Origin of the sequence: Paenibacillus luteus (assembly GCF_006542765.1) — a bacterium.
Classification (GTDB): Bacteria; Bacillota; Bacilli; order Paenibacillales; family Paenibacillaceae; genus Pristimantibacillus; species Pristimantibacillus luteus.
Genome location: NZ_SKCD01000066.1, coordinates 184,367 through 199,743 on the forward strand (window position 1 = coordinate 184,367; position 15,377 = coordinate 199,743).

The 15,377-nt window shown below is 46.2% G+C and carries 12 protein-coding genes and 3 tRNA genes; 14 read left to right on the forward strand and 1 reads right to left on the reverse strand.

Features of this window, described 5'->3' with window-relative positions:
* The first annotated feature begins 55 nt into the window (after positions 1-55).
* Genes E0496_RS31155 through E0496_RS31175 form a run of 5 tightly spaced genes read left to right on the forward strand, consistent with a single transcriptional unit; the run spans position 56 to position 7,169 of the window.
* Positions 56-787, forward strand: a complete 732-nt coding sequence (locus E0496_RS31155; RefSeq protein ID WP_141505853.1) for an ABC transporter ATP-binding protein — start codon at positions 56-58, stop codon at positions 785-787.
* Positions 753-1,820 (forward strand): efflux RND transporter periplasmic adaptor subunit, encoded by a 1,068-nt coding sequence (locus E0496_RS31160; protein WP_141505854.1) that lies wholly within the window; start codon positions 753-755, stop codon positions 1,818-1,820. The genes E0496_RS31155 and E0496_RS31160 overlap by 35 nt, the downstream gene beginning before the upstream one ends.
* A 3-nt stretch (positions 1,821-1,823) precedes the next feature.
* A complete protein-coding gene (locus E0496_RS31165; RefSeq protein ID WP_141505855.1) occupies positions 1,824-4,745 on the forward strand; it encodes an ABC transporter permease in 2,922 nt (973 codons plus the stop codon).
* Between the two features lie 8 nt (positions 4,746-4,753).
* Positions 4,754-5,656 (forward strand): ABC transporter ATP-binding protein, encoded by a 903-nt coding sequence (locus E0496_RS31170; protein WP_141505973.1) that lies wholly within the window; start codon positions 4,754-4,756, stop codon positions 5,654-5,656.
* On the forward strand, positions 5,649-7,169 hold the full coding sequence (locus E0496_RS31175) for an ABC transporter substrate-binding protein (protein WP_241675050.1): 1,521 nt from the start codon (positions 5,649-5,651) through the stop codon (positions 7,167-7,169). Before E0496_RS31170 ends, E0496_RS31175 begins: the two co-directional genes overlap by 8 nt.
* Before the next feature lie 76 nt (positions 7,170-7,245).
* Here E0496_RS31175 and E0496_RS31180 read toward each other — a convergent pair whose 3' ends face one another.
* Entirely contained in the window at positions 7,246-7,758 is a 513-nt protein-coding gene (locus E0496_RS31180) for a 2'-5' RNA ligase family protein (protein WP_141505856.1), read from the reverse strand.
* Positions 7,759-8,038: 280 nt separating this feature from the next.
* On the opposite strand from E0496_RS31180, the gene E0496_RS37040 reads away from it, so the two are divergent.
* The 9 genes from E0496_RS37040 to E0496_RS31220 all read left to right on the forward strand — a co-directional run bounded on the left by E0496_RS37040 (position 8,039) and on the right by E0496_RS31220 (position 15,338).
* Entirely contained in the window at positions 8,039-8,161 is a 123-nt protein-coding gene (locus tag E0496_RS37040; RefSeq protein WP_277755901.1) for a hypothetical protein, read from the forward strand.
* A 123-nt stretch (positions 8,162-8,284) separates the two neighbouring features.
* Positions 8,285-8,361: transfer RNA gene (locus E0496_RS31185), tRNA-Met, on the forward strand.
* A gap of 37 nt (positions 8,362-8,398) precedes the next feature.
* Positions 8,399-8,475, forward strand: a tRNA-Ile gene (locus E0496_RS31190).
* A gap of 21 nt (positions 8,476-8,496) precedes the next feature.
* Positions 8,497-8,582: transfer RNA gene (locus tag E0496_RS31195), tRNA-Leu, on the forward strand.
* A 324-nt stretch (positions 8,583-8,906) separates the two neighbouring features.
* Positions 8,907-9,302, forward strand: coding sequence for an RDD family protein (locus tag E0496_RS31200; RefSeq protein WP_141505857.1), 396 nt, complete (start codon positions 8,907-8,909; stop codon positions 9,300-9,302).
* A gap of 157 nt (positions 9,303-9,459) precedes the next feature.
* Positions 9,460-9,945 carry a hypothetical protein gene (locus E0496_RS31205; RefSeq protein WP_141505858.1) on the forward strand — a complete coding sequence of 162 codons (486 nt, stop codon included), beginning with the start codon at positions 9,460-9,462 and terminating at the stop codon, positions 9,943-9,945.
* Positions 9,946-10,254: 309 nt separating this feature from the next.
* The gene (locus E0496_RS31210) at positions 10,255-12,507 is read left to right on the forward strand and encodes a helix-turn-helix domain-containing protein (RefSeq protein WP_141505859.1); all 2,253 of its coding nucleotides are present in this window, start codon (positions 10,255-10,257) and stop codon (positions 12,505-12,507) included.
* 230 nt (positions 12,508-12,737) lie between these two features.
* On the forward strand, positions 12,738-14,351 hold the full coding sequence (locus E0496_RS31215; protein ID WP_241675051.1) for an extracellular solute-binding protein: 1,614 nt from the start codon (positions 12,738-12,740) through the stop codon (positions 14,349-14,351).
* Positions 14,352-14,441: 90 nt separating this feature from the next.
* Positions 14,442-15,338 carry an ABC transporter permease gene (locus E0496_RS31220; RefSeq protein ID WP_141505975.1) on the forward strand — a complete coding sequence of 299 codons (897 nt, stop codon included), beginning with the start codon at positions 14,442-14,444 and terminating at the stop codon, positions 15,336-15,338.
* Positions 15,339-15,377: the final 39 nt, after the last annotated feature.

The following is a 15,377-nucleotide window of genomic DNA, read 5'->3' on the forward strand; positions in this document are numbered from 1 at the left end:
CTATCATGTAAGATGAGAATTATGAAAGTTGGTTAAGGAGGGATCTGAAGCGCTAATGGCTATTTCGCAGGGAGAAGAACAGACAACAGAAGCGCAGCTGGAACCCGCTGAAGAAAGGCGTAATCTACTAACCGTTACCGATGTAGAACGTACATTTCAAGTTGGAGGTTCTCCGCTGCATGTATTGAAAGGCATTCGAATGGAGCTAAAGGAGCGCCAATTAGTGATGCTGAGGGGCAGATCCGGCTCGGGCAAGACGACGCTTCTGAACTGCTTGGGCGGACTGGATACCCCCAGCAAGGGAGAGATTATGTTTAACGGCATGCCTTTCCACACCATGAGCGATGACAAAAGAACATTAGTGAGGCGCAAGCACATGGGCTTTATCTTCCAAGCCTTTGCTCTTATGCCGCTTTTGTCCGCCCGGGAAAACGTTGAGCTGTCACTTCGCATGGCCGGTGTTCCTAGGGCGCAATGGAAGGACAGGGTAACGCAATGTCTGGAGCTTGTTGGTTTGGAGCGGAGGATGAGTCATCGTCCGTTTGAGCTCTCTGGAGGCGAGCAGCAGCGTGTAGCTATTGCTAAGGCCATTGCCCACAAACCAATGCTGCTATTGGCCGATGAGCCAACGGCAGAGCTTGATACCGGAATGTCTGCTCAGATTATGGCGGTTTTCCAAAATATTATTCGCACTGAACAAGTTACAATTTGTATGACTACACATGATCCTACAATTTTGGAGGTTGCCGACCGTGTCTATGAAATGGTGGACGGAAAATTTATTTAAACGTTCAATGGTTGTTGTAATGAGTGTATCCCTATTGTTTGCGAGCGGCTGTTCGCTCTTTCCCGCAGAGGAAGAAGAAGAAGTTCTGCCAGAAATTGCGCCTGCTCAGATCTCGAAGAAGCCAGAGTATGAGGTGACGACTGCTAATCTCGAAACGAAGGTGCCTGTGATTGGGAAGCTTATTTCCCTGGAAGAAGAAACTTTGTTTTTCACATTGGACGGCAAGCATTTGAAGACGTTGAATGTGAAAGCGGGTGATACGGTTAAGGCGGGTCAGGCCATCGGTGCCTTGGATGTTGATGACCTGTCTAAAACCTTGCGCATGGCGAAACTAAACTTTAAGAAAGAAGAAATTGCCATGAAAGAAACGCTTCGTGCACGCGATGAGATGGATCCGATTGAATTTGAAGAGAAATCCATTGCCTTCGAAGAGAGCAAGCAGAAACTGGTCGACATGGAAGAGGAAATCGCGAAAGCGACCTTGACAGCACCGTTTGGCGGGACGCTCGTCACACTTAACGTACAAAAAGGCGATTTAATCAAGGCTTATGCGCCTATTGCGATTGTTGCAGACACAAGTAAGATAACGGCTGCTGCGAAGCTCTCCAAAACCGAGCTGGAAAAGGTTGCTGTTGGTATGGAAGTAAATGTGAATATCAGCAATGTGGGTACATTTAAAGGCAAAGTTAAACTGCTTCCCGTTAAGACAGCAGAAGCGAACAACGGTGGCGGAGGCGTTGGCGGCGAAACCAAGCCTGAGAGACCTGAGGATTTTCTTATTCTTGACCTGAAGGACTTGCCGAAAAACCTGAACCGAGGTACGCCATTATCCATTAATATCATTACGAAGCGCACAGAAAACGCAATTGTCATTCCACCTTCTACGCTTCGTTCGATTGGTTCCCGCACGTATGTGCAGGTTATTGATGCTGAGGGCAAACGCGAGGTGGACGTAGAGGTAGGCCAACAAACCGCAACGCAGGTAGAGATTCTACAAGGTTTGAAGCCAGGGCAGAAAGTCGTAGGTCGATAGCCGATGGGGATTCCGCTGTTTCGTTTTTTGTTCCGCAAAATGTGGAACACGCGCTGGCTAACCTTGAGTACGCTGGCGGGTCTGACCTTGGCGGTTGCGTTTGCGACCAGCATACCGATGTACGCGGATGGCGCGCTCAAGCGAGTCGTTGCTGAATCGCTTCAGCAGAAGAGCGCCGGATTGCCGGCGGGCTCGCTGCTTATGAGGTATCAATCACCCGCTGGCGGGAAAACGGATTTATCGGCGTTATCGGAGCTTGAACGCTACATTTCTGAAGGCGTACCGAAGGAAATCGGTTTTCCATTTAATACCTTTGTCAATAGCTATTCCATTCGCAGTACGGAGGTTGTCCCGGAGGATTCCACAAAGGTGGATGCGGGCCGCAATCGGCAATTGACCATTATGACCATGTCTGGGCTTGAAGCGAATACGGAACTTACACAGGGCCGTTGGTTCGTCAATGCTGAAGGAGATGGAGACCTGCTCGAAGCGGTTATGTTCGAGGAGGCTATGTATCGAAATGATGTACATATCGGCGATGTATTTGAATACCCGGTATTCGGCGGTTTAAACCTTACGCTAAGGGTCAAAATCGTCGGAGCGGTTAAGCCGCTCACGGAAACGAGCTCATACTGGTATCAAGGAATGGAGAGCTTGCTGAACACGTTCCAAATCAGCGAGGCTGCATTCGATAAAGTGCTGCTTGCGAAGAAAAACATTCCGCTTCACAATGCCAGCTGGTACTATGCATTTGATCTCTCGCAAATTCAAACGAGCCAGCTTACTCCGCTAGGAAGAACGCTGGAGCGACTGAATATCGAATTGTATCAGCGCCTAACCGATACAAGGGTTGAGATTTCCTTTGCTTCCACGCTTACGGAGTTCAAGAAGCAGAGCTTGCAGCTTCAAACACTGCTGTTTACGCTCGCTGCTCCGATGCTCGCCATGGTCTTCTTCTTTATCGCGATGAATGCAAGGCAGTCGTTGGATAAACAGCGGAGTGATATTGCTGTGCTGCGAAGCAGGGGAGCGGGCACACGGCAGATTATATGGATTTATCTGCTGGAGGGGCTGTTGCTTGGAAGCTTAGCGCTTGCTAGCGGTCCGTTTATTGGCTGGTTTATGGCCAAGAGTATTGGGTCCGCCAACGGATTTCTCTCTTTCGTTAACCGTAAGTCGATTCCGGTCGGTTTCTCTACGGAAGCCATGATTGCAGGCGGAGCTGCAGTATTGCTTGCGCTTCTTGCGACCATTATTCCAGCGGTTATTTATGCCAGATCATCAATTGTTAGCTACAAGCAGGATTTAGCTAGATCCGATCGCAAGCCTGTATGGCAGCGCTGGTTTCTTGACGTCTTGCTGCTAGCGGCGGCAGGATATGGCTGGTATATGTTCAACGAACGACAAATGCTGACGTTCAAAACGGGAATGACAACGGATCAATTAAACGTTCAGCCGTTTTTGTTCTTTGTACCTGCATTGTCGATCTTTGCGCTTGGGTTATTTTTCTTGCGTTTGTTTCCATGGCTATTGAAGGTATTCACTTGGCTCGGACGCAAGTTCTTGCCCGTACCGCTTTATTTGACGCTAACTCAGCTATCACGTTCATCCAAGGGTTACTATCCGCTGATGATTCTGTTGGTGCTTACGCTTGGACTAGGGGTATATAATGCATCGGCAGCCCGAACCATTGATTTGAACTCGACAGAACGGACGCTTTATAAGTACGGAGCAGATGTGACGATTCAAACCGTATGGGAAGGCTCAGCTGAAATTACAACGACACCTAGTGGAAACGGTGGAGGAGGAAATGGCGGCAATGGAGGGGGTTCGGGCGGCGGCTCAGGTGGCGGCGGCACCGGAGGAGGCTCTGGCGGGGGTTCCGGTGGTGGAAGCGGAGGCGGCGGCCAAAGCGTCCCTACAAAAATGTTGTTCAGTGAGCCTCCGTTTGAGCTATTCCGTTCCCTCGAAGGCGTAGAAGCGGCAGCACGTGTATTGCAAGCGAAAGGCAGTGTCGTTATCTCAGGCAAGTCTATCGGCCAAGGCACGATCATGGGAATTGATAACGTTGATTTTGCCAAAGTAGGCTGGTTCCGCAATGATCTTTACGCTGCTCACCCTTATTATTATTTAAATAATTTAGGGGTTTACGAGAACGCTGCACTTATTCCATCAAAGGTTGCAGAGAAATATCAGCTGAAGCTAGGCGATCCGGTATCCGTTGGTTTTACAGAGGGCAAGGTGGACTTTATCGTTGTAGGAATACTGCCATATTGGCCTAGTCAATATCCGGATAAATCACCATTCATAATTACGAATTTGGATTATATTTACGACCAGATTCCGCTTATTCCATACGAGGTATGGCTGAAGATGGAGCCGGATGCGAAGGTAGCGCCGATCGTTGATGAGCTTCAAAAGGCGGGTGTCGAGATTGCGGCCATTAAGGACGTTAGAAGCGAGCTGATTTCTCAATCCAAGCTGCCAACAAGAGGCGGAGTTTTTGGTATTTTGAGCTTGGGCTTCCTCGTCTCGGTAGTTATCACTTTAGCCGGATATGTCCTTTTCTGGTTCTTCAATTTATCTGGACGTGTCGTACAATTCGGGGTATTGCGAGCAATGGGATTGTCCCGCAGGCAGCTTACAGGGATGCTGCTGCTGGAGCAGCTATTTACGGCTGGTTTGGCAATAGGACTGGGCGTATTGATTGGGAAGGCAGTCAGCTTGTTATTTCTGCCGTTTCTGCAAACAACAGAAAATGTTGCGGAAACCGTACCTCCTTTCCGGGTTATCTTCGAAGCGAGCGATACGAATCAATTGTTTATTGTAGTCGGATTTATGATGCTGATTGGCGCAATGCTGCTCTTCCTGCATATCCGCAGACTTAAAGTGCATCAAGCTGTCAAGATGGGAGAAGAACGATGACAACAGCGATGATCGATTGCGAGGGTCTGGTAAAAATCTATAAGACCGATGATCTGGAGGTCGTCGCCTTGCAAGGCTTGAACTTAAAAGTACACGAAGGCGAACTGATGGCGATCATCGGCAACAGCGGCAGCGGAAAATCGACGCTGCTCAATACGCTGGGCGGTCTTGACCGCCCTTCTGCCGGACAGGTGCATGTAGGGCCCTGGGATCTGCTCAAAATTACCGAAGAGGATCTTGTGAAATACAAGAGAGAAACGGTAGGCTTCATTTGGCAGAACAATGCCCGTAACCTCCTTCCCTATCTGTCAGCACTCGAGAACGTAGAAATGCCGATGATGCTCTCGGGCAAAGTGGATCGCCCTTACGCGAAGCAGCTGCTGGAATGGGTCGGTTTGAAGGAGCGCATGCACAACAAGCTTCATCAGCTGTCCGGGGGCGAGCAGCAAAGGGTAGCGATAGCGATTTCGTTATCTAATCGTCCCAAGCTCTTGCTTGCCGATGAGCCTACAGGCTCAGTTGATACGGCAACATCCGATTTAATTATGGGGATTTTTAGAAGGCTTAACCGCGAGATTGGCATTACGATTGTCATTGTTACGCATGATTTGACGCTTGCCGGCAAGGTCGATCGGGTAGTTGCCATTCGCGATGGATTGACGAGTACAGAGTTTATCAAACGTAATCCGAACATTAATCCTGATGGGGGTGAGGCCGAGCTTCCGGCTGCTGCCAGCGGACTGCAATCGGTGCATGAGGCATATGTCGTCGTTGATCGGGTCGGACGGTTACAAGTACCCAAAGAGTATTTAACAGCTCTAAACATTAAGGACAAAGCAACTATGGAATTTGACGGTGAGCGGATCATTATAACTCCGCCAAAATCATTGGAGGTTAAATCGGATGAATAACAAACGAATGTCAGGAATGCGTTTACGCAAATTTACTTTAGTGAGCCTAACGCTTGCGCTGCTTGTTGGTTTGCTTGCAGCTTGCAGCAGCGGCTCTGATGAATCTGCAGAGAAACGGGTACTCCGGATTGGCGTTCTTTACGGTGGATCAGACAACGAGCCTTATTTCCGCCAACAGTATACAGATATGTACGAAATGTCTCATCCGAATATTGAATTTGAAATCGTGGGCGCCATTAATTACGACGAGCAGCGCTTTGAACAAACGGATTCATCGAAGCCGATCCCGCAGGCTGATCCGTATGAGAAAATGAAAGAAATGCTTAACGGTCAAAACCCTGTAGACGTTATTGTACTGGACTACAACATGCTTCGCCGGTTCACGCAGGATAATCTGCTCCAACCACTTGATCCGCTTGTAGCCCAAGATAAATTCGACTTGAGCGATTATGTTCCGACGGTTATTGAGGGTATCAAATCCGCAGGTGATGGCACTTTGTATGCCTTGACGCCAACGTTCAGTTCATCCGCACTCTTTTATAACAAAAAATTGTTTTCAGACGCTGGAGTGACGCCTCCGACGGACAAAATGCAATGGTCGGAAGTACTCAACGTAGCTCGTCAGGTTGCTAAAGGCGAAGGAGAGGACCGTAATTTCGGATTCTCATTCAACCGCTGGGCTTCAGATGGCTTTAATAACTCACAGGTATACAGCCAAGCATTGCAGTTGAAAATGTTTGATGACAAAGGCGAGAAAATGCTCGTTAACAGCGATCAATGGGAAGAGGTTTGGAGTACTGTAGCCTCGCTGGAAAAGGATGCAATCACGCCAACGCAGGAGTTCATGAACAAATTGTATGAAAAGCAAAGCGCTGAGGGCGGCAATGATCCGTTTTATGGTGATTTGTTTATTAAAGGCAAAGTAGCCATGACGATTGGAGATTATGGTTACATTAATGAATTGAAAAAAGCGTCGGATAACGCATCTAAAATTAAAGATTTCGAAATGGTAGACTGGGATGTTGTAACGGTGCCGGTCAGCCCGACTGATCCTGACGTTGGCGGAAGCATTTCGCTTAGTCAACTTATGGGTATTAACAGCAAAGCGCAAAACGATAAAGATGCTTGGGATTTCATTAAATATTCAAACAGCAAGGAATGGGCGAAGCTAAAATCAAGAAGTCTTTATGAAATGGTTGCACGTAAAGAGTTCCTAACGCCAATTGGCGGTATGCAATACAATATCGATGCTTTTACTTCTTTGAAGCCATTGCCGCCATCCAGCACGGATAGCGAGAAAATTTACCGTGACAATCCAGGCGTATGGGAAGCACAGCAACCAGGCTATGAGCTGTTCCAGGAAGTGGTTAAAGGAACCAAGACTGCACGCGAGGCGCTTGCCGAGTGGGAAACCAAAGGCAACGCAGTGCTTGAGAGAATTAAAAACAATCCGACCGGTGGAGGTGTGACTGACGGCGGAGGCGGCATCGAAATTATGCCGGTTCCTAGATAACCAGCAGCAACACAGAAAGCCCTTAAACGACAGAAATGTCGTTTAAGGGCTTTTATTTATATCGATGATGTTTTCCTCATCCTCTTAGCAGAAACGACTGATAGGCGGTCCAGGAGCCGTTATCGGTCTGATAAAGCAAATGGATGCGATCAATTTTCGTCAGCAGGTCGATCGATTGCATTCGGAGGTTCCCATATAAATCATGCAGCTCATCAGCTGACAATTCTTGCCCAATGGTAACGTGGGGAGTGTACACGTACTTTGGGGATGCTACGGTTAAAGGACCGCTGCAGATCGCCGATTGAAGCTTCTCCATGCCAGTTGTATCTTGCAGCGCGAGATAGAGAACATGACTTACAGGATAGAAAGTCGAGACACGGTTGAGGGATATCGTGAATGGCGGCATTGCTGAAGTCACTTGCTCCAGATGGGCGACGGTGTGCTGCAGCTGCTCCTCGGACCATTCCTTCGCCTCTCTTAAAGTCAAGTGAGCGGGAATGGAGGCATAATGAGGATCATGCCGTCTTCGCCAGCTATTAGCGATGTCCTGAACATGTTTTTCCGGGAAAGCGACGATTCCATATAACATGGTGCTCAGCTCCTTCGTATTGGCCTAATTTGAGTATACCCGATTTGCATGAATAATAAGAGTTCATAAGCGTGATGTGAAATAGGGAGCGGGATTAGGAGCAATGTGCTTCTTTTGCTGGCATGCTCTTCTTATAATAAGGATTCCATTGGTTCGCTTGTATTATCCGTATTTTGGGGTATTCTAATGGCTACAACCTTTGTTAATGCGGCTTAGCGGCTGCTTATCTTATCAGACAGCGGAGGGAATAGGATGAGATGGATATACTGGGTTCGCCTATATGAGTCGAAGTTTCAAGCGGGATGTCTCGTTAGAAGAATGGAAAATGATTGGTGGGTATACGGGTACGAATGTCCGCGTGAAATCGAGGTTTTTCGGTCGCGGAAAGGACGTTTTGGCGTGAGGTATATTCCGTGAAAAATAAAGAAAAAATAAATTAGCATATTTTGCTTGACTTAAAACACCTCCATATAGTATATTATTTTATGTCGCCATTTCAAGAAGCTTTGCTCAAATGGATATACGTCGCGGGGTGGAGCAGCCCGGTAGCTCGTCGGGCTCATAACCCGAAGGCCGCAGGTTCAAATCCTGCCCCCGCAACCAACCTTTCGATGAATACGTTGAAATAGACGTTTTTCGAGGGCCCTTAGCTCAGTTGGTTAGAGCGGTCGGCTCATAACCGATTGGTCGGGGGTTCGAGTCCCTCAGGGCCCACCATAAGCAAAACCTTCACAACATGCCGGGGTGGCGGAACTGGCAGACGCACAGGACTTAAAATCCTGCGGTGGGTGACCACCGTACGGGTTCGATTCCCGTCCTCGGCATACCTCGAAAGCCTGGAGCTTTCACGAAGTACATAAGCGTTATATTTATATGAATCTCATACATAGTAATGTGTACTCATGATTCATGTAAAAGCTGAATAACCTCCTTTGTAGCATCTGGCTAGATCAGATACTAACGAAGGAGGTTTTTTCGTTGTCTAAAGAATATAGTATTGATAAATCAACATATAGTTAATACAATCAACATTGGGCAGCACCGAGCTGCATGAAATTATGTGTATATAATTTTATATGGGACATATTACCTATTCTATCGTATAATTGTTGAAAAAGGTCAAAGTAATAGAACCGGGGGAATAAGTAATGAATGCAGGTTTTTGGATTAGGTTTGGAGCGGGTTTATTAGATGGAATTATTGTAGGTATACCTTTGGCGGTTATTTCGTTGCTCATTTCGGGTTCAATGGAAGGCTCGAATTATATAACAGAATCGCTTTCTTTTTTGTATTCCCTGCTGATTCCTGTTTTCTGGAAGGGATTCACGATTGGTAAACGGATTTGTGGCATCAAGATTCAAAAACTCGACGGTACGCCTCCTGGTATTGGTACGATGCTTCTGCGTCATCTGCTTTGCAGTCTCATCTATGCGGTGACATTAGGAATTGCGGCTATCGTAAGCGCGTTTATGGTCGGTCTGCGTGAGGATAAACGGGCAATTCACGATTTAATAGCTGGAACCGAAGTTGTGTATAGCGAATAACTTTTTACAAGCAGGCCTGCTGTATATCCTTACAGTAGGTTTTTTTCATGGCTATAAAAGTAATCAAGCGTTATGGTTTTGCATTCTCTATTTTGGATGAAGTAAACTATAATGAAGGAACAGATGAAAAAGTGTCTTTAGGGAAGCAGGTGAAGGAATGAACCAGCAGGAGAACAAGGAGTCGTTACTGAGACAAAGCGCGCGCCGGTTATATGCGGAAGTATTCTCCTTAAAGGATACGCTGTATAATGATCTGCTGAATCGCTTTAAGGATGATGCGTCCATTTTAGAAAAAGCAGAGCAGTGGAAGCTGGGCATCATGACTGCTTCTATTGCGACAGCCTTATATAGCAAGGTGCTGGCAGGGAGCAAGGAGTTTCCTTATATTTATTCTTATCTAACGGTAAAACTAAACGCCGAACATCCAGAGGGGGAAGCGGCGTTTGAGGATTGCATGGGTGCGATCTCCAAGCTTCTGAATGATGCCGAATATCACGCGGGGGCATTTTCAGAAGGACTGGCGCTGTGGCTGTATTTTAGCATACGAGGAAGAGAAACGTTTGTGGAGGAAGAGACGCTGCCCTATCTGCTAGCCGGACAGTATATTAATCAATCCTTCCACAATTGGTTTGATAAGCAATAGTTAAAGGCAACAGCGTAGTCGACTAGGTTAGATGCATACATGAAAGGTTTGAAAAATAGCGGATACAAGGCTCTCGTAAGAGTAGTCCTTGCTTCCGCTGTTTTTTTTATGCCATATTTGTTTACTAAGGTCTGTTAGCTTCCGTTCGTTTTTTCTTTTTATATTTTTCGCATTGATTAGACAGAGCTTATCTCATAGAATGATTAGAGAAAGCGCTTAACTTGATTTGTGAACGCGTTTACATCTTAAAAACATAGAACATGATTATGACGAGATGATGCATCTTTTGAAGAAAGAGGAGTGATGAAAATGAAAAAGAACTGGTACCGCCGCATGCTGCTTTCCTATTTTCCGATATTTTTGTTTACGGTGACGATTTTAATCTTTTTGTCGTTTATTATGGTCAATGAAATATCTCATAAGGAAACGGTTAAAGCTGACCGCATATCAACGGGTTATATTACAGACACGCTGACTAGGTCGCTAAGAGGGATTGAAAGCAATGTGCTTGAGGAAGTAGAGAAAAATGCTCATTACCGCGAGTTTCTTAATGTTGAGCGTACACAAGAGAATAGAGAGGTCATCTTTAATGTAGTGAATAGCATGCGCTCCTTAATTGCCAATGACAGCTTGTTAGACTCAATGTATGTGTACCGAATTGAGGACAAGCAGGTGCTTACCCGAATCGGGCTCGTTGCGTACGAGGATTTTGCAGATCGGTCGTTTCTGGATCAGGCGCTCAAAAATGCTTCTTATCAAGGCTGGTCTTCGATTCGGAATTATCATGAGCTTAGCATGGAAAGTGACAAACGGGTGATCACCATGTACAAAAGAGAACCGCTCCCCTTTGGAACCGAAGGGCTCGTTGTTATTAATGTGAACATGTATGCAGTGGAGCGATTGATTCAATCGATGAAAAGCGATAGCGTGACGTTTCTTCATATCAAGGACAAGGAGGGCAAGCTGCTGTTTTCAACAGTACCAAATCAGGAAGACAGCGGAAAGGTACTTAACCAGGTAACGCTAGACTTAATGGGATGGACTTTTGAGAGCGGCATCGTGGCCGGTCAGCTCTTCTTATGGGTATCGGTCATTTCCTATGTTTGGGTGGTGATCGGTCTTCTGACCGTCGTATTTGCTATTTTTTATATTATTTATATTACTCGGAAAAACTATAAGCCAATCCGAGTCATGATGAATCGAATCGAATCCATTCAGCTGCAAAATGACGGCTTTAGCATCAAGATGGATGAGCTTTCTCTCATCGACAGAACGCTTGAGAATTTGATCCAGCAGACGGAGGATTATGATAAGGAGCAAAATGAAAATTTGCTGGTAGGAAGAAAACAGCTGTTCTTTGAGTTGATTCAAGGTGAAGACGTTCCTCATATGAACGAGCGGCTGCACAAGTTAAAGCTGCTTCCTGAAGGAAGAGAAGTGCTGCAGTTTGCTTTTATCGTGGTTGAAATCGGGCATTATGGCCAATTCCGCAGCGGTTTTTCCGTTCGTGACCAGAATACACTGAAATTTGCGTTAAGTAATGTGCTGCAGGAGCTTGCGAGAGACGAGGAAATGCAGGCGTGGGCGGAATGGATCGGCGAGAGCAGAATGGGCATCATCGTTGGCATCAGCGGCGGGGAACGGGAAGCGAAGGAACATATACGTCAATTTGCGGAAAAAGGAAGCCTTTGGGTCACCGAAAATCTCCGTATGTCATTAACCTTTGGCATAGGCCCGCTTATTCAAGGCTTGGAGAAAATCACGTCTTCCTATAAACCGGCAGTGGAAGCTATGCATCATAAAATGTCGCTGGGCAAGGATGCAGTCATTATGAGCGAGGATCTGCCTGGTCAAAAAGCTCGAAAGTCGTATAAGCATTTGCAACTTGCAGCGGATCTGGTTCGGGAATTCCGCTTGTCCACAGGGGAGTGGCGCATCCATTTCGAACAGATCTTCGAATCTCTGGAAGCGGATTGTTTAAAGGATGAAGACATTCGGATGCTGCTGCAGACGATGATGGATATGCTTGGCAGTGAGCTTGGCAATGTATCCGAAGATTTACGAGAGCATTTTGCAGGAGAGAAGGCTGAGCAATGGAAGCAAACGATGGAGGAGACGGCTACGCTTGAACAGCTCCGGTCACTTTTTCTAGAGCATTTAACCGAAATTTATCGCCTTTATGTTGCTTATTGTGAAACGAAAAACCACAAAGCGATGATCAATGAAATGAAAGCTTATATCGAAGAAAACTTTGTTGACCCGGATTTGTCGCTTAAGCATCTAAGTGACCGCTTCCATATTTCCGGTAAATATGCGAGCTATTTGTTCAAAGAGGAATTTAATATGAAATTTGTGGATTTCATCGTCCAACTGCGAATGGAGCATGCGGAGGGGCTGCTTGCAGAAACGGAGGATTCCGTGCAAAGCATTGCCCTTCAGGTGGGCTATGCCAATTCGATTACGTTTGGCCGCGTGTTTAAACGGGTGGTAGGCGTCACGCCTGGCGACTACAGAAAACTGAAGTTAAAGCCTGGGAAAGCCCGTCATACCGGGCATTTATGAAAAATGTTTAGTATACGAATCCGATCGGTAGTTCCACATAATGGGTATTCCTCCTTCGGGTTTATCCATTAGAAACTAGTTTATTGCGCCTTATTCTCGAGTCATGCCATACTTTGGTCATTCCAGTCGAGGCTGCGGCAAAAGGAATGTAAGCGCTAACCAGGTGAGTGATGCAGCCAGATTGGAATACTACTCGATTCGAAGAAGGGGTTGGAACGATGACTAGAAACATGAAAAGAAAACGGTTCATTGGTTCGAAAACATCTATGCTCGTGCTTGCGGTTGCGTGTTCATTATTATTTACCGCATGCTCATCGAAATCTTCACCAAATGCCGCGGAAGGCACTAACGGTGGAGGAGCAGCAGCGAAGCCGGTTACACTCAAAGTTGAAGTGTTCGATCGGGGAAATTCACCAGCAGGTTCTACCATCACAGATAACTATTGGACCAAATGGGTAAATGAAAATTTCGGAGCTTCAAGCAATATAGATGTCGAGTATGTTCCAGTTCCTCGCTCAGAGGAAGTGGAGAAGCTAAATGTACTAATGGCAAGTGGAAGCAACGTGCCGGATATCGTATTTACTTATGACCCGAATACGTTTAACCGTTATGCGAAGCAAGGTGGCTTAACTGATGTCGGTCCGCTTCTTGATGAATACGGCCCGAATTTGAAAGCGTTTTTAGGCGATGATGTATTGAATTACGGAAAGTTTGAAGGTACGCAGTTTGCCATTCCAGCGAAGCGCTCGAATACTGGGAAATATGCATCCTTTATCCGTCAGGACTGGTTGGATAAGCTTGGCATGCCTGTACCCCAAACGACGGCTGAGCTTTATGACACCTTGATAGCATTCAAAGAGAAGGATCCAGGCCAAATCGGCGGTCAGGTCATTCCGCTAGGCATGACAATCGCATCCGCACAATATGAACCGCTGCTCTGGTCTTTCATTAAAACGATGACTGAGGAACAGAAATTCACCTTAACACAACAGTTGGGCTCTAATGATTATCCAATCTTGCTCCCAGGCTTTAAAGATGGGCTTCAATTTATGAACAAGCTTTACAATGAAGGCCTCATGAACAAGGATTTTGGCCTCGATAAGGACAAGAAGAAATTAACTGAAGATATCTCCAACGGAAAAATTGGTTTTTTCACTGAAGATGATGTGAATATTTACTATGAAAATGGAACCTATGCGCTGCTGCAAAAAAATATACCGGGTGCTGAAATTGCTGCGGTAGACGTATTTACGAATGAAGAAGGAAAGCATGCTAAACCGAAATATGCGTCAAATGGTCTCTATATTATGATTCCTAAATCAAGCGAGCGTGCGGTTGAGGCCATTAAATATTTGGATTGGATGGCGTCAAGCGATAATCTGTTCCAGCTTCAAAACGGAGTTGAGAATGAAAACTATACCCTCGTTGAAGACATTCCTGTTGCCGCAGAAAATCCAACGGTAGAAGCGACCAATCGGATGTTCAATGCTGGCGATATGGCTATTATTTCAAACGGCAAGCAGCTTGGCAGCTTGGAGAAAAACCTGAAGGCCAGAGCGTTTCAAATGCCAAAGGCATTCCAAGAACAGGTTGCTGTAGCACAGGATATTGCAAACACGGATACCATTGATCTTATCTTGCTGGACAGACCGATCGAAGCGCAAACTAAATATGCAACAACACTATTGGATAAATTCAACGAAATTATCGTTAAGACGACGATGGCGAAGCCGGACCAATTCGACAGCATTTATGAGTCTATGCTGAAGGATTACATGTCGAGCGGCGGCCAAGCGATTTTGGATGAGCGCACTGCCTTATATAAAGAGATGAAATCCAAATAAAGCGAGTGAAAATCGGTGAGCGCGGAAGAAGAGGCAATCCTCTTTCTCCCGCGGCATCCGGTTTTAATAGAGGAGGCAACCGCTGTGAGCATGACCAACTATTTTCGCAGATATTGGCAGCTGTATGCGCTGCTTGTTTTGCCGCTGTCGTATTTCATTATTTTTAAATACGGTCCGATGTACGGCATTCAAATCGCGTTTAAGGATTTTAATTTTTTTCAAGGGATTAACGGCAGTGAGTGGATCGGCTTTGAAGCTTTCAAAGAAGTATTCGGTATGCGTGATTTTTATATTACGCTTCGCAATACGCTGATGCTAAATTTTCTTGATTTGTTGGTATCCTTTCCTGCGCCATTGGTTTTGGCGATCATGCTGTATGAGATGAAGATGGTTTGGTTCAAAAAACTATCCCAAACGATTTTATATATTCCTCATTTTATTTCGTGGGTTATTATCGGTGGAATTGTGTATCAGGTATTTGGTACGCAATCGGGCATGATCAACAATATCATTACTTCGATAGGCTTTGACGCGGTTCCCTTTCTTACAGACAAAAATGATTGGCTGATCACGTATTTGTTAGTCGGCGTTTGGCAAAGCGCAGGCTGGGGAACGATTATTTATTTGGCAGCGCTGACTGGGATCAACAAAGAGCTGTTCGAGGCGGCAGGCATTGACGGAGCGGGCAGGCTGAAGAGAATCTGGCATATTACGCTGCCAGGCCTCAAACCGACGATTGTGGTCCTGCTTATCATCAATCTGGGCCATATGATTTCCATCGGATTCGAGCGGCCTTATGTCATTGGGAATCTGGCGGTTCGCGAATATGCGGATGTGCTAAGTACCTTTGTATATCGAACCGGTATACAATCCGGCCAATATACGCTGGCGACGGTCGTTGGCTTGTTCCAAGCGGTCGTGGGGCTCGTATTTGTACTGGGCGCGAATTATGCTTCCAAAAAGCTGACGGACGAGAGCATTCTCTAATAGTAGGTAGGAACGATCCGTTGTATAGCTATGACTATT

What these genes read in the sequence shown, in the direction of transcription:
- E0496_RS31155 (WP_141505853.1), top strand. Translation starts at nt 56, where the DNA reads ATGGCTATTTCGCAGGGAGAAGAACAGACAACAGAAGCGCAGCTGGAA.
- E0496_RS31165 (WP_141505855.1), top strand. Translation starts at nt 1,824, where the DNA reads ATGGGGATTCCGCTGTTTCGTTTTTTGTTCCGCAAAATGTGGAACACG.
- E0496_RS31170 (WP_141505973.1), top strand. Translation starts at nt 4,754, where the DNA reads ATGATCGATTGCGAGGGTCTGGTAAAAATCTATAAGACCGATGATCTG.
- E0496_RS31175 (WP_241675050.1), top strand. Translation starts at nt 5,649, where the DNA reads ATGAATAACAAACGAATGTCAGGAATGCGTTTACGCAAATTTACTTTA.
- E0496_RS31180 (WP_141505856.1), bottom strand. Translation starts at nt 7,758, where the DNA reads ATGTTATATGGAATCGTCGCTTTCCCGGAAAAACATGTTCAGGACATC.
- E0496_RS37040 (WP_277755901.1), top strand. Translation starts at nt 8,039, where the DNA reads ATGAGTCGAAGTTTCAAGCGGGATGTCTCGTTAGAAGAATGGAAAATG.
- E0496_RS31200 (WP_141505857.1), top strand. Translation starts at nt 8,907, where the DNA reads ATGAATGCAGGTTTTTGGATTAGGTTTGGAGCGGGTTTATTAGATGGA.
- E0496_RS31205 (WP_141505858.1), top strand. Translation starts at nt 9,460, where the DNA reads ATGAACCAGCAGGAGAACAAGGAGTCGTTACTGAGACAAAGCGCGCGC.
- E0496_RS31210 (WP_141505859.1), top strand. Translation starts at nt 10,255, where the DNA reads ATGAAAAAGAACTGGTACCGCCGCATGCTGCTTTCCTATTTTCCGATA.
- E0496_RS31215 (WP_241675051.1), top strand. Translation starts at nt 12,738, where the DNA reads ATGAAAAGAAAACGGTTCATTGGTTCGAAAACATCTATGCTCGTGCTT.
- E0496_RS31220 (WP_141505975.1), top strand. Translation starts at nt 14,442, where the DNA reads ATGACCAACTATTTTCGCAGATATTGGCAGCTGTATGCGCTGCTTGTT.